Annotated in this window: 9 protein-coding genes; 3 read left to right on the top strand and 6 right to left on the bottom strand. The window is 53.6% G+C overall.

Features of this window, described 5'->3' with window-relative positions:
- Positions 1–246 precede the first annotated feature (246 nt).
- Together OGX80_RS15220 and OGX80_RS15215 are read left to right on the top strand one after the other, a co-directional pair.
- On the top strand, positions 247–1,545 hold the full coding sequence (locus OGX80_RS15220; protein WP_115181221.1) for an MFS transporter: 1,299 nt from the start codon (positions 247–249) through the stop codon (positions 1,543–1,545).
- Between the two features lie 25 nt (positions 1,546–1,570).
- The gene (locus OGX80_RS15215) at positions 1,571–3,049 is read left to right on the top strand and encodes an FGGY-family carbohydrate kinase (protein WP_115181220.1); all 1,479 of its coding nucleotides are present in this window, start codon (positions 1,571–1,573) and stop codon (positions 3,047–3,049) included.
- A gap of 149 nt (positions 3,050–3,198) precedes the next feature.
- On the opposite strand, the gene queE is transcribed toward OGX80_RS15215, so the two are convergent.
- The 6 genes from queE to rlmD form a co-directional block, all read right to left on the bottom strand.
- Entirely contained in the window at positions 3,199–3,870 is a 672-nt protein-coding gene (gene queE, locus OGX80_RS15210) for a 7-carboxy-7-deazaguanine synthase QueE (protein ID WP_115181219.1), read from the bottom strand.
- A 135-nt stretch (positions 3,871–4,005) separates the two neighbouring features.
- On the bottom strand, positions 4,006–5,304 hold the full coding sequence (gene eno, locus OGX80_RS15205; RefSeq protein ID WP_012134889.1) for a phosphopyruvate hydratase: 1,299 nt from the start codon (positions 5,302–5,304) through the stop codon (positions 4,006–4,008).
- A gap of 89 nt (positions 5,305–5,393) precedes the next feature.
- On the bottom strand, positions 5,394–7,031 hold the full coding sequence (gene pyrG, locus OGX80_RS15200; RefSeq protein WP_047461602.1) for a glutamine hydrolyzing CTP synthase: 1,638 nt from the start codon (positions 7,029–7,031) through the stop codon (positions 5,394–5,396).
- A 353-nt stretch (positions 7,032–7,384) separates the two neighbouring features.
- Entirely contained in the window at positions 7,385–8,176 is a 792-nt protein-coding gene (gene mazG / locus OGX80_RS15195; RefSeq protein ID WP_012134891.1) for a nucleoside triphosphate pyrophosphohydrolase, read from the bottom strand.
- Positions 8,177–8,306: 130 nt separating this feature from the next.
- The gene (gene relA / locus OGX80_RS15190) at positions 8,307–10,541 is read right to left on the bottom strand and encodes a GTP diphosphokinase (protein ID WP_012134892.1); all 2,235 of its coding nucleotides are present in this window, start codon (positions 10,539–10,541) and stop codon (positions 8,307–8,309) included.
- 51 nt (positions 10,542–10,592) lie between these two features.
- The gene (gene rlmD / locus OGX80_RS15185; protein WP_071257914.1) at positions 10,593–11,891 is read right to left on the bottom strand and encodes a 23S rRNA (uracil(1939)-C(5))-methyltransferase RlmD; all 1,299 of its coding nucleotides are present in this window, start codon (positions 11,889–11,891) and stop codon (positions 10,593–10,595) included.
- Positions 11,892–11,948: 57 nt separating this feature from the next.
- Here rlmD and barA point away from each other — a divergent pair, with 57 nt between their 5' ends.
- Positions 11,949–14,705: a two-component sensor histidine kinase BarA gene (gene barA / locus OGX80_RS15180; protein WP_049009494.1), complete on the top strand. Its 2,757-nt coding sequence runs from the start codon at positions 11,949–11,951 to the stop codon at positions 14,703–14,705.
- Positions 14,706–14,721 lie beyond the last annotated feature (16 nt).

The raw sequence follows: 14,721 nt of genomic DNA, 5'->3' as shown, positions 1-14,721 counted from the left end.
TCATTATCTCTGGTAACTGGCGTAAATTTTTAGCACAACCTCCAGACATCTAATGTGATCGTAATCACAGATGAACCGTTCGCTTTGTAATTATGGTAAAAAACAAGAAGCGTGATTATTCTCACACTATAAGCTGCCCTTCCATGCTATTTCTAACGTAATTACTAGAGACCTGAGAAAAGTAATCCTCCTGAAAAGGCGGCTTACTTTTCTCTTTTTTTTGTCCATTACAAATGGGAATTCGATATGCAACACAACTCATATCGCCGCTGGATAACCCTCGCCATTATTAGTTTTAGCGGTGGCGTCAGTTTTGATCTGGCTTATTTACGCTATATATATCAAATTCCCATGGCAAAATTTATGGGATTTAGCAATACCGAAATAGGGCTAATAATGAGTACCTTTGGTGTTGCTGCTATTATTCTTTATGCGCCCAGCGGAATCATCGCCGATAAATTTTCCCATCGCAAAATGATTACCTCCGCAATGATTATTACCGGACTCCTCGGTCTGGTCATGGCGACGTATCCACCGCTATGGGTCATGCTGTGCATTCAGGTCGCGTTCGCGATTACGACAATCCTGATGCTGTGGTCCGTATCCATTAAAGCCGCGTCGCTGCTTGGCGATCACAGTGAACAAGGCAAAATTATGGGCTGGATGGAAGGGCTGCGCGGCGTCGGCGTGATGTCGCTGGCAGTGTTTACCATGTGGGTCTTTTCTCGCTTCGCGCCGGATGACAGCAACAGCCTGAAAACGGTGATTCTGATTTACAGCGTGGTCTATATCCTGCTGGGTATCCTGTGCTGGTTCTTCGTCAGCGATGGTCATCATCACAGCAGCGCGGCGAAAGAAGAGAAAAAATCATTCCAGCTCAGCGATATTCTGGCCGTGTTACGCATCAGCACCACCTGGTATTGCAGCATGGTCATCTTCGGCGTCTTTACGATCTATGCCATCCTCAGCTACTCCACCAACTACCTGACCGAAATGTATGGCATGTCGCTGGTCGCCGCGAGTTACATGGGCATTGTGATCAACAAAATTTTCCGCGCTATCTGTGGCCCGCTGGGCGGCATCATTACCACTTACAGCAAAATTAAATCGCCGACGCGCGTCATTCAGCTTCTCTCCATTGTCGGAGCCGTCGCGCTTATTGCGCTGCTGATCACCAACTCAAATCCGCAGTCTGTCGTGATGGGGATCGGCCTGATTCTGCTGTTGGGCTTCACCTGCTACGCCTCACGCGGGCTTTACTGGGCCTGCCCTGGTGAAGCCAGAACGCCGTCTTACATCATGGGAACGACGGTAGGTATCTGCTCGGTTATCGGTTTTCTGCCCGACGTTTTTGTTTATCCGATCGTAGGCCACTGGCAGGACACGCTCCCGGCAGCGGAAGCCTATCGCAACATGTGGCTGATGGGACTGGCGGCGCTGTGTATGGTGATTCTGTTTACCTTTTTGCTCTTTCGCAAAATTCGTACCGCTAACGCCACACCGGAAAAGATGACATCGCTGGCCGCAGAAGCCTCCGGCGAGTGAAGAGAGAAAATTAAGGAGAATGACAATGTCGAAGAAATACATCATTGGAATTGATGGCGGAAGTCAGAGTACGAAGGTCGTGATGTACGATCTCGAAGGGAATGTGGTGTGCGAAGGGAAAGGATTGTTACAGCCCATGTATACACCCGATGCCAATACGGCAGAACATCCTGATGATGATTTATGGACGTCTTTATGCTCCGCAGGGCAAGACCTGATGAGTCAGTTTTCGGGTGACAGAAAAGACATTGCTGGAATCGGTCTGGGTTCCATCCGTTGCTGTCGCGCATTATTAAAAGCCGACGGCACGCCCGCAGCTCCGCTGATTAGCTGGCAGGACGCGCGCGTAACCCGTCCCTACGAGCATACCAACTCCGATGTGGCTTATGTCACCTCATTTTCAGGTTATCTGTCGCATCGCTTAACCGGTGAGTTTAAAGACAATATCGCCAACTACTTTGGGCAGTGGCCGGTGGATTACAAAACCTGGGCGTGGAGCGATGACGATGCGGTGATGAAGAAGTTCAACATTCCGCGCAAGATGCTGTTTGACATCCAGATGCCGGGAAGCGTGCTCGGTCATCTGACTGAAGCCGCCGCCCTGGCAACGGGTTTCCCTGTCGGCTTGCCCGTGGTCTGCACCACCAGCGACAAACCAGTGGAAGCACTGGGCGCAGGATTGCTGGACGATGAAACCGCAGTTATCTCATTAGGCACCTATATCGCCCTGATGATGAACGGCAAAGCGCTCCCCAAAGATCCGGTCGCTTACTGGCCGATTATGTCTTCTATTCCCGAAACCCTGCTCTATGAAGGCTACGGTATTCGTAAAGGCATGTGGACGGTCAGCTGGCTGCGGGATATGTTGGGCGAATCACTGATTCAGGACGCCAAAGCACAGGGGCTGTCGCCGGAAGATTTACTCAATAAGAAAGCGGCCGGCGTACCGCCTGGCTGTAACGGTTTAATGACGGTTCTCGACTGGCTGACCAATCCCTGGGAACCGTTCAAGCGAGGAATCATGATCGGCTTTGATTCCAGCATGGATTACGCATGGATTTACCGTTCTATTCTGGAGAGCGTTGCGCTGACGCTGAAAAACAACTACGACAATATGTGCAATGAAATGAACCACTTTGCTAAACATGTGATCATCACCGGGGGTGGTTCGAATAGCGACCTGTTTATGCAAATCTTTGCCGATGTGTTCAATCTCCCCGCCAGACGCAATGTGATAAATGGTTGCGCGAGTCTGGGAGCGGCAATTAACACGGCCATAGGGCTTGGTCTGTACCCGAACTATGAGACCGCGGTTGAAAAAATGGTGCGGGTAAAAGATGTGTTTATGCCGATAGAGAGCAATGCCAGACGCTATGACGCGCTGAATAAAGGGATTTTCCGCGACTTAACGCAATACACCGATGTGATTTTGAAAAAGTCGTATGAAGTGCTGCATGGCAACCTGGATAACGTCGATTCGATTCAAAGCTGGTCGAACGCGTAGCATTCCTTATCTCGCGTCTTATCCGGCCTGTAAATGAACGGGCGAACGTGCCGGGTGGCGACGCGTTGCGTCTTATCCGGCCTACAAATGAGTATGACCGTAGGCCGGGCAAGCGAAGCGCCCCCGGCAAGCGCGCTAACGATTTTTTATCACGCAATATTCAGATATTTGTGCGTCTGCATTGATAAGCGCCAGTTACGCGCGATACAGGTTTCAATGCACAGACGCGTCGCGTCTTCTTTCTGGCTGATTGGCTGCAAGGCAATGATTCGCGGCTTATCGTCGCTCAGCGTCGCCAATAGCTCATCCAGCGCTTCAATATCACGGACGCGACCAACAGGGTGCTTGATTTCATTCGCACGCTCCAGCGCCTGCGACAGGACGTCATGGCCACCGCGCATATTCACCTTCGGCGAGACCGTCACCCAGGTATTGGGCGTACAGCGCACCTCGTGTGTGCCGCTGGTTTCAATCTGACAGCTGAATCCATTCTTCTCAAGTAAATCGGTCAATGGCATCAGGTCATGGATGCAGGGCTCACCGCCGGTGATCACGACATGACGCGCGGTATACCCCTGTCGGCTTATCACCGCCAGCAGGTCTTCACTACTTGCCGCGCCCCACTTGTCGCTCTCTTTGGTCTTCGCCAGGATGCTGTACAACGACACTTCCCGATCTTCAAGCTTATCCCAGGTGTGTTTGGTATCGCACCAGGCACAGCCAACCGGGCATCCCTGTAAACGAATAAAAATGGCGGGGACGCCGGTAAAGTAACCCTCACCTTGCAGGGTCTGGAATATCTCGTTAATCGGGTACTGCATAGCATTCTCTGTTAAGGGGATAATCAGTGATTATCGCAGAAAACCTCGCTAAGGTCATGCACAGCAGCTGCGCCAAACGCACGCCATAAAAAAACCCGCCGGAGCGGGTTTTTTACGTTAAGAGTGAAAGCAGGATTACGCCTGACCTTTGATCTCTTTACGACCGTTGTACGGAGCTTTTTCGCCCAGCGCTTCTTCGATACGAATCAGCTGGTTGTATTTAGCAACACGGTCAGAACGGCTCATAGAACCGGTTTTGATCTGGCCTGCCGCAGTACCAACAGCCAGGTCAGCGATGGTCGCGTCTTCAGTTTCGCCAGAACGGTGAGAGATAACGGCAGTGTAGCCAGCGTCTTTCGCCATCTTGATAGCAGCCAGCGTTTCGGTCAGAGAACCGATCTGGTTGAATTTGATCAGGATGGAGTTAACGATGCCTTTGTCGATACCTTCTTTCAGGATCTTGGTGTTGGTTACGAACAGGTCGTCACCAACCAGCTGGATTTTGTCGCCCAGCACTTTGGTCTGGTATGCGAAACCGTCCCAGTCAGACTCGTCCAGACCGTCTTCGATGGAAACGATCGGGTACTGTTTGGTCAGGTCTTCCAGGAAGTGAGTGAATTCTTCAGAGGTGAACGCTTTGTTGCCTTCGCCAGCCAGAACGTATTTGCCGTCTTTGTAGAATTCAGATGCTGCGCAGTCCATCGCCAGAGTGATGTCTTTGCCCAGCTCGTAGCCAGCAGCTTTAACCGCTTCAGCGATAACAGCCAGTGCTTCAGCGTTGGAGCCCAGGTTCGGCGCATAGCCGCCTTCGTCACCAACAGCAGTGTTCATACCTTTAGCTTTCAGAACTTTAGCCAGGTTGTGGAACACTTCAGAACCCATACGTACTGCTTCTTTCAGGGTTTTAGCGCCAACCGGCTGAATCATGAATTCCTGGATATCAACGTTGTTGTCAGCGTGCTCGCCGCCGTTGATGATGTTCATCATCGGAACCGGCATGGAGTATTTGCCCGGGGTGCCGTTCAGTTCAGCGATGTGCTCGTACAGCGGCTGACCTTTAGAGGCCGCAGCGGCTTTGGCGTTAGCCAGAGACACAGCCAGGATCGCGTTCGCACCGAAGTTAGATTTGTTTTCAGTACCGTCCAGGTCGATCATGATTTTATCAATGCCAGCCTGATCTTTGGCGTCTTTGCCAAGGATTGCCTGGGCGATCGGGCCGTTAACCGCTGCAACAGCTTTGGTTACGCCTTTACCCAGGAAACGGGATTTGTCGCCATCGCGCAGTTCCAGCGCTTCGCGGGAACCCGTAGAAGCACCTGACGGAGCGGCTGCCATACCAACGAAACCACCTTCCAGGTGTACTTCGGCTTCAACAGTCGGGTTACCACGGGAGTCGATGATTTCACGACCGATGACTTTAACGATTTTGGACATTAGGTTTTCCTCAGTACAAGTTAAACTAAAACTCCAGACAAACAACGCGTACCTTTGGTACGCGTTGCCGTTCTAACTTTTTTTACTTCTTACTTCGCCTGACGCTTCTGATAGTCGCTGGCGGCTTTCACAAAGCCTGCAAACAGCGGATGCCCGTCACGCGGCGTTGAAGTAAATTCCGGGTGGAATTGACAGGCAACGAACCACGGATGGTTCGGCACTTCGATGATCTCGACCAACTGATCATCCCCGGAACGGCCCGCAATGCGCAGACCCGCAGCTTCAATTTGGTTCAACAACATGTTGTTGACTTCATAGCGGTGACGATGGCGCTCAGTGATTGTCGGCGTACCGTACATCTGGCGAACCAGGCTCTCATCGGAAAGCTGACACATTTGCGCGCCAAGACGCATGGTGCCACCCAGATCGCTCTTCTCCGTACGGACTTCAACGTTGCCGTTCTCGTCACGCCACTCGGTAATCAGCGCCACAACAGGGTACTTACAGTCTGGCACAAATTCCGTTGAGTTGGCGTTTTCCATACCCGCTACGTTGCGCGCAAATTCAATCAGCGCAACCTGCATACCCAAGCAAATACCCAGATAAGGAATATTGTTCTCACGCGCATAACGCGCCGTCGCGACCTTACCTTCAACGCCACGGTAGCCGAAGCCGCCAGGGATCAGGATAGCGTCTAAATCTTTCAGAATTTCGACGCCGCGCGTTTCAACATCCTGCGAATCGATCAGCTTGATGTTGACGGTGACACGGTTCTTCAGGCCACCGTGTTTCAGCGCTTCAATCACCGACTTATAGGCATCCGGCAGTTCAATGTACTTGCCGACCATACCGATAGTCACTTCGCCCGCCGGGTTCGCTTCTTCGTAGATAACCTGTTCCCATTCGGCCAGGTTCGCTTCCGGGCAGTCTAAGCTGAATCGTTTACAAATATAATCGTCCAGGCCCTGAGATTTCAACATGCCCGGAATTTTATAAATAGAATCGACGTCTTTCAGAGAAATAACGGCCTTTTCAGCAACGTTACAGAACAATGCAATCTTCGCACGCTCATTGGCCGGAACGGCGCGATCGGAACGGCAGATCAGAATATCCGGCTGGATACCGATGGAGAGCAGTTCTTTAACGGAGTGCTGCGTCGGTTTCGTTTTGACTTCGCCTGCCGCGGCCATGTACGGCACCAGCGTCAGGTGCATAAACAGCGCGTGCTCACGACCGATATCAACCGCCAGTTGACGAATCGCTTCCAGGAACGGCAGGGACTCGATATCACCGACAGTACCGCCGATTTCGACCAGCACCACGTCGTGGCCTTCGCCGCCTTCGATGATGCGCTCTTTAATCGCGTTGGTGATGTGCGGGATAACCTGTACGGTTGCGCCCAGATAATCGCCACGGCGTTCTTTACGCAGAACGTCAGAGTAAATACGACCCGTGGTGAAGTTGTTGCGGCGGCTCATCTTGGTGCGAATGAAGCGCTCATAGTGACCCAGGTCCAGATCGGTTTCGGCGCCGTCTTCAGTAACGAACACTTCCCCGTGTTGGATTGGACTCATAGTACCAGGATCGACGTTGATGTACGGATCCAGTTTCATGATGGTCACGTTGAGGCCACGGGCTTCAAGAATGGCTGCGAGGGAGGCTGCGGCAATGCCTTTACCCAGAGAGGATACGACCCCGCCGGTCACAAAAATATAGTTCGTTGTCATGCTGAACCTGAGAAGTTAGGTTTAAAAGACGATGGAATAACCAGGACGGGAAAGCAGTATACCCGAACATGGCGTACGCCACAAACTTTCATTATCCCCTCTCCTTCGTTCTTCAAGCCGCACCAGTGTTAGCTTCCTTCACTCACCCCAGTCACATCGCATTTCTATGTTCCTGGGGATTCTTTCAGTCGCCGCCTTGTTGCGACTCGAATAACTCGAAGAGGCAGTATACAAGGTGTTTCATCAACATAACGGGAAGAGAAAATAGCCCCTTTGGGGTAAATGTTTTTGACGTAAATCAAGAGCTTGTTATTTAAAAAATCACACAAAACGCCCTTGACTGCCTAAATTCGTTAGAGATCAATTTCCTGGCGTTTTACCTGCTGCCAGACTTCTTCCATTGTTTCCAGATCAACTCCCGTCATTTCCAGGCCTCGCGCCGCAACAATCCGCTCAACTTCACGAAAACGCCGTTCGAACTTTTCATTGGCTTTTTGTAACGCGGTCTCTGCTTTTGTCCCTAAATGACGCGCCATATTGACGGTGGCAAAGAGCAGGTCGCCCATTTCCTCCTCCAGTTTAGCCTGGTCTACGACAGCCTGCCGCGCCTCGAACATGACCTCGTCGATCTCTTCATACACCTTATCGACAACCGGCCCTAACGTCGTCCAGTCAAAGCCGACGTTCGAACAGCGCTTCTGGATTTTTTGCGCGCGCATTAACGCCGGTAAGCTGCGGGGAATATCATCCAGCGCCGAATGCTGCGCTTTCTGCGCGCGCTCTTCGGTTTTGATTTGCTCCCAGCGGGCTAATACCTCGGTACTGTTGTGAGCGGCAACGTCCGCAAAGACATGCGGATGGCGGCGCTCCAGTTTATCGCTGATGGCGGCGCAAATATCATTAAAGTCAAAGCGCCCTTCTTCCTGCGCCATCTGCGCATAAAACACGACCTGAAACAGCAGATCGCCCAGCTCTCCGCGCAGGTCGTCAAAGTCCTCACGGGCAATGGCGTCGAGCACTTCATAGGTTTCTTCAAGGGTATACGGCGCAATGGTGGCAAACGTCTGCTCTTTGTCCCACGGGCAGCCGTTTTCCGGGTCGCGCAAGCGTTGCATGATGCCAAGCAGACGATCGATTTGATTCATTGGAATATCCTGAAAATTGTCACCAACGTAGGCCGGATAAGGCGACAGCTGCCATCCGGCAACTGGCAATGCCTGATGGCAACGCTGACGCGTCTTATCAGGCCTACAAAGCTTATCCGGCCTGGAAAAATTAATTGCCGTGTAAACGACGCGCGTCGATCACATCCGGCACCTGGTTGAGTTTACTGAGAACGCGCCCCAGCACTTGCAGGTTGTAAATTTCGATGGTCATATCGATGGTAGCGAGCTGCTGCCGGGTGTCGCTGCGGCTGGCCACCCCCAGCACGTTCACCTTCTCGTTAGCCAGAATGGTGGTGATATCCCGCAACAAGCCGCTACGATCGTTGGCCTGAACGCGTACCACCAGCGAATATCCCGCAGAGTAGCTCTCGCCCCACACCGCATCCACGATACGTTCCGGTGCATGAGAACGCAGTTCCACAAGCTGTTCGCAGTCCGCCCGGTGAACGGAGATCCCGCGCCCCTGGGTGATAAACCCGACAATCTCATCTCCAGGAATCGGCTGGCAGCAGCGCGCAATGTGGTGCATCAGGTTGCCGACCCCTTCCACCACCACGCGACCATCGTCTTTACGGCGATTCTGCGGGGCGTATGTTTTCTGCTGAAGCTGTTTCAGCGCGGCGGCATCCTGTTCGGCGGCGCTCGGCTTATTAAACTGCGATTGCAGGAAGTTCACCATCTGGTTAAGGCGAATATCCCCGCCGCCAATCGCCGCCAGCAGTTCCTCCAGCTCATTGAAGTTGTAGCGCGGCAGCAGGTGTTTTTCCGCCTCTTTCAGGCTGATGCCCAAATGCGCCAGTTCATCGTCGAGGATTTGCCGCCCGGCGAGAATGTTCTTGTCCCGATCCTGCTTGCGGAACCAGGCGTGGATTTTAGAACGGCCACGGCTGGTCGTCACATAGCCCAGGTTCGGGTTGAGCCAGTCCCGGCTAGGGTTTGGCTGCTTCTGGGTGATGATTTCAATCTGATCGCCCATCTGCAACTGATAGGTAAACGGCACGATACGCCCGCCGATTTTCGCCCCGATGCAGCGATGCCCCACATCGCTGTGGATATGGTAGGCAAAGTCAAGCGGCGTGGAGCCTGCGGGCAGATCCACCACATCGCCTTTTGGCGTAAAGACATACACCCGGTCGTCAAAGACCTGGCTGCGCACTTCATCCAGCATTTCGCCAGAATCCGCCATCTCTTCCTGCCAGGCGATCAGCTTACGCAGCCACGCAATTCTGTCTTCATGGCCCGTGCGCGCCCCCCCGGAGACCGCTCCCTCTTTGTACTTCCAGTGCGCCGCGACGCCCAGTTCGGCATCTTCGTGCATCTGTTTGGTACGAATCTGGATCTCAACGGTTTTACCGCCAGGGCCAAGCACCACCGTATGGATTGACTGGTAGCCATTAGGTTTCGGATTGGCGACGTAATCATCGAACTCGTCCGGCAGATGGCGATAGTGCGTATGCACAATCCCCAGCGCGGCATAGCAGTCCTGCAAACGTTCGGCCACAATACGCACGGCGCGCACGTCAAACAGCTCGTCAAACGCCAGATGCTTTTTCTGCATTTTGCGCCAGATGCTGTAGATGTGTTTCGGGCGGCCATAGACCTCCGCCTTCACACCTTCGGTTTTCATTTCAGAACGCAGATGCCCGACAAACTCTTCAATGTAATGCTCGCGGTCAATGCGGCGTTCGTGCAGCAGTTTGGCGATCCGCTTGTATTCCGCCGGGTGCAGATAGCGGAAGCAGTAATCTTCCAGCTCCCACTTCAGTTGCCCGATGCCCAGCCGGTTAGCCAGCGGAGCATAGATATTGGTGCACTCTTTCGCCGCCAGTACGCGTTCATCTTCCGGCGCGTCTTTAACCTCGCGCAGATGGGCGATACGTTCCGCCAGCTTGATGACCACGCAGCGGAAGTCGTCCACCATCGCCAGCAGCATCCGACGAACGTTATCCACCTGCTCGGAGGAGACGGAATCGTTATGCGTCGCTTTCAGCTGACGAATCGCCGCCATATCGCGCACACCGTGAATCAGATTGACGATCGATGTCCCCACGCTCTCGCGCAGAATATCTTCGCTGACAACATTGGCGTCAGCCAGGGGGAAGAGCAGCGCCGCCCGCAGCGTGTCGATATCCATACTTAACGTAGAGAGGATTTCCACCATCTCCACGCCACGCCACAGCAACAGTTCCGCATCGGGATGTCCTTGTGTCTGTTGCAGGCAATACGCCCAGGTTTCGGCTAAGCGTTCACACGACTGCTGGCTGGAGATACCCAGACTCGCGATCCATTTTTTCGGATCAAACTCACCAGCTTTATTAAGATGTGCACTTCTTACCGCAACCATTGTCCTCTCCTTAAGGGACCAGGCCTACCGAAGTCAGCAAGCCATGACTCATTACAAACGCTCAAACAACACCATTGATTCCAGATGCCCAGTGTGTGGGAACATGTCGAGCATCGCCAGCCGCTGAATTTGGTATCCGGCATTCAACAAGGCGTCGCTATCCCGTGCCAGCGTAGCAGGATTACAGGATACATAAACAATACGAATTGGTTTTAACTTTATAATGTGTTTCATCACGCCTGCCGCCCCGGCACGAGCGGGATCGAGCAAAATTTTGTCAAAACCATTTTTCGCCCATTGCTGCTTCGTGACATCTTCTTCGAGATTTTCGTGAAAGAATGTCACATTCTGTAATCCGTTACGCCGCGCGTTTTCCCGGCCTTTTTCCACCAGCGCCGGAACGCCTTCAACGCCCACAACGCTGGCGGCGCGCGTCGCCAGCGGCAGAGTAAAATTCCCCATGCCGCAGAACAGATCCAGAACCCGGTCGTCAGGTTGAATATCCAGCCATTCCAGCGCCCGGGCGACCATTTTCTGGTTCACCCCTTCGTTGACCTGAATAAAGTCGCGCGGGCTGAAGGTTAAGCGTAGCCCGTTTGAATCATACCAGGGCGCCTCCCCGGTAAGCGGTTCAAGTATGTCGCTTTGAGGGGCCAGAAACAGAGACAGTCCCTCAGAATGCGAAAAGCGTTCCAGTTTTTCTCTGTCCGCCGCGCTCAAGGGCGCCGTATGACGCAGCACCATCAGGGTGCCATTCCCCGCCTGTACCAGCTCGACATGGCCAAAGTGGCGGTTTCCTTGCAAACTTTCCAGACACGCCCTGACGCGAGGCAGCAGCGCCTCAAGCTGGGGCACCAGAATGGGGCACTGCCTGACATCCACGATATCGCTGGAGCCCGCCTTGCGAAATCCCATCTGCAATTGCTGAGTTTTAGGCAGATAATTCAGGCTTAAACGCGCACGGCGCCGATAGCCCCACGGCGTATCGGCGATCACCTCGGCGACATCGCATTTCATTAAGCGCGACAGCGCGGCGCTTTTGCTGCGTTGTTGCAGCGCGACGCTGGCATGCTGCTGCTGGCAGCCGCCACAGACGCCAAAGTGCGGGCAGCGCGGCGTTTCCCGTTCCGGGCTATCATTCAGGCGACGCTTAACTTGCGCGCGGGCGAACTGTTTTTTATCTTCAGTAATGACGACGTCACCCTTTTCCTGGGGCAGTAATCCCGGTATAAACAGCGCCTTTCCATTATGGCGAGCCACGCCCTGACCAAAAGGATCGAGGTCATTGACCGTAACGGTTATGATCTGACGCGTCGTCACGCGTCGTTTTGCAGAGTAGAATTGCGCCATCGACGAGATATTTCTCAATTTAACAGTGTGACCCTAATTGTCCCATAACGGAACTCCATGACCAACTACAGCCTGCGCGCACGCATGATGATTCTGATCCTGGCCCCGACCGTCCTCATTGGTTTACTGCTCAGTATCTTTTTCGTTGTGCATCGCTATAACGACTTGCAGCGTCAACTGGAAGATGCTGGTGCCAGCATTATCGAACCTCTTGCGGTCTCCAGCGAATATGGCATGAACCTGCAAAACCGCGAATCAATCGGGCAGCTCATCAGCGTTCTCCATCGCCGCCACTCCGACATCGTGCGCGCCATTTCCGTTTATGACGAGAATAACCGGCTGTTTGTCACATCCAATTTCCATCTCGATCCGTCAGAAATGCAGCTCGCCACCGGGGAGCCGTTTCCCCGCAGGCTGAGCGTGACCCGCCACGGGGACATTATGATCCTGCGAACGCCGATTATCTCCGAAAGGTATTCGCCGGACGAATCCCCCGTAACAGACGCCAAAACGCCGAGAAATATGTTGGGATATGTGGCGCTTGAACTGGATCTCAAGTCCGTCCGCCTGCAACAGTACAAAGAGATTTTCATCTCCAGCGTGATGATGCTGTTCTGTATCGGCATTGCCTTAATTTTTGGCTGGCGTCTGATGCGCGACGTCACCGGCCCCATTCGTAATATGGTCAATACCGTTGACCGCATTCGTCGTGGGCAGCTCGACAGCCGCGTCGAGGGCTTTATGCTGGGCGAGCTGGATATGCTGAAAAACGGCATCAACTCGATGGCGATGTCGCTTGCCGCTTACCATGAAGAGATGCAGCATAATATCGATCAGGCCACTTCGGATCTGCGCGAAACGCTGGAACAGATGGAGATCCAGAACGTTGAGCTGGATCTGGCGAAGAAGCGAGCTCAGGAAGCGGCGCGTATTAAGTCTGAGTTTTTGGCCAACATGTCGCACGAACTGCGCACGCCGCTTAACGGCGTGATTGGCTTTACCCGTCTGACGCTAAAAACCGAACTCAATACAACCCAGCGCGATCACCTCAATACTATCGAGCGTTCGGCCAACAACCTGCTGGCGATCATCAATGACGTGCTCGATTTTTCCAAGCTGGAAGCGGGCAAGCTGATTCTGGAAAGCATTCCCTTCCCGCTACGCAGCACGCTGGATGAAGTGGTGACGCTGCTGGCGCATTCATCCCATGACAAAGGGCTGGAGCTCACGTTAAACATCAAAAATGACGTACCGGATAACGTCATCGGCGACCCGCTGCGCCTACAGCAGGTCATTACCAATCTGGTCGGTAATGCCATTAAATTTACCGAAAGCGGCAATATCGACATTCTGGTTGAAAAGCGCGCGCTCAGTAATACCAAAGTACAGATTGAAATCCAGATCCGCGATACCGGCATCGGCATTCCCGAGCGCGACCAGTCGCGTCTGTTCCAGGCTTTCCGCCAGGCGGACGCCAGCATTTCACGCCGTCATGGCGGAACCGGTCTGGGGCTGGTGATTACGCAAAAACTGGTCAATGAGATGGGCGGCGATATCTCGTTCCACAGTCAGCCCAATCGCGGTTCCACTTTCTGGTTCCACATTAATCTCGATCTCAACCCGAATGTAATAAGCGACGCGCCGCCAACGCGCTGTCTGGTCGGAAAACGGCTGGCCTACGTCGAACCGAACGCCACCGCCGCGCAATGCACGCTGGATATGCTGAGCGACACGCCGCTGGAGGTGATCTACAGCCCGACGTTCTCAGCGTTGCCGCTGGATCACTACGATATCCTGCTTATCAGCGTTCCGGTGACCTTTAACGAACCGCTCACCATGCAGCAAGAACGGCTGGCAAAAGCCGCCGCCATGACGGACTTCCTGCTGCTGGCGCTGCCTTGCCATGCCCAGATTAACGCCGAAAAACTCAAGCAAGGCGGCGCGGCGGCCTGTCTGTTAAAACCGCTCACCTCAACGCGTTTACTGCCTGCGCTGACGGAATACTGCCATTTAAATCAGCATGTTGAACCGCTGCTGACGGATGAGAACAAAATCGCCATGACGGTAATGGCGGTCGACGATAACCCGGCCAACCTGAAGCTGATCGGCGCGCTGCTGGAGGACAAAGTCCAGCATGTGGAGCTTTGCGACAGCGGGCATCAGGCGGTGGAACGGGCCAAACAGATGCAGTTTGATTTGATCCTGATGGACATTCAGATGCCGGATATGGACGGTATCCGCGCCTGTGAGCTGATTCATCAGCTTCCGCATCAGCAGCAAACGCCGGTGATCGCCGTGACGGCACATGCGATGGCGGGTCAGAAAGAGAAGCTGCTGAGCGCGGGGATGAATGACTATCTGGCCAAGCCGATAGAAGAAGAGAAACTGCACAGCCTGCTGTTGCGCTATAAGCCGGGGGCCGTGGTAGCGACCCGATTACCCGCCGCTGAATCGACAGAGTTTATCGTCAACCCGAACGCAACGCTCGACTGGCAACTGGCGCTGCGCCAGGCGGCCGGAAAATCCGATCTGGCGCGGGATCTGCTGCAAATGCTCATCGACTTCCTGCCGGAAGTGCGTAACAAAATTGAAGAACAGCTGGTGGGAGAGGCGCCCGAAGGGCTGGTGGATCTCATCCATACGTTGCACGGCAGCTGCGGCTACAGCGGGGTGCCGCGCATGAAAAACTTGTGCCAGTTAATTGAGCAGCAGTTACGCAGCGGCACCAAAGAAGAGGAGCTTGAACCCGAGTTTCTGGAGCTGCTTGATGAGATGGACAACGTCGCGCGCGAAGCAAAGAAAATATTAGGATGAGGGGATGCCGGATGGC

Origin of the sequence: Citrobacter sp. CK194 (assembly GCF_030333395.1) — a bacterium.
Lineage (GTDB): Bacteria > Pseudomonadota > Gammaproteobacteria > Enterobacterales > Enterobacteriaceae > Citrobacter_B > Citrobacter_B koseri.
This window is presented reverse-complemented; position numbering and strand designations above follow the sequence as displayed.

What these genes read in the sequence shown, in the direction of transcription:
- OGX80_RS15220 (WP_115181221.1), top strand. Translation starts at nt 247, where the DNA reads ATGCAACACAACTCATATCGCCGCTGGATAACCCTCGCCATTATTAGT.
- OGX80_RS15215 (WP_115181220.1), top strand. Translation starts at nt 1,571, where the DNA reads ATGTCGAAGAAATACATCATTGGAATTGATGGCGGAAGTCAGAGTACG.
- queE (WP_115181219.1), bottom strand. Translation starts at nt 3,870, where the DNA reads ATGCAGTACCCGATTAACGAGATATTCCAGACCCTGCAAGGTGAGGGT.
- eno (WP_012134889.1), bottom strand. Translation starts at nt 5,304, where the DNA reads ATGTCCAAAATCGTTAAAGTCATCGGTCGTGAAATCATCGACTCCCGT.
- pyrG (WP_047461602.1), bottom strand. Translation starts at nt 7,031, where the DNA reads ATGACAACGAACTATATTTTTGTGACCGGCGGGGTCGTATCCTCTCTG.
- mazG (WP_012134891.1), bottom strand. Translation starts at nt 8,176, where the DNA reads ATGAATCAAATCGATCGTCTGCTTGGCATCATGCAACGCTTGCGCGAC.
- relA (WP_012134892.1), bottom strand. Translation starts at nt 10,541, where the DNA reads ATGGTTGCGGTAAGAAGTGCACATCTTAATAAAGCTGGTGAGTTTGAT.
- rlmD (WP_071257914.1), bottom strand. Translation starts at nt 11,891, where the DNA reads ATGGCGCAATTCTACTCTGCAAAACGACGCGTGACGACGCGTCAGATC.
- barA (WP_049009494.1), top strand. Translation starts at nt 11,949, where the DNA reads ATGACCAACTACAGCCTGCGCGCACGCATGATGATTCTGATCCTGGCC.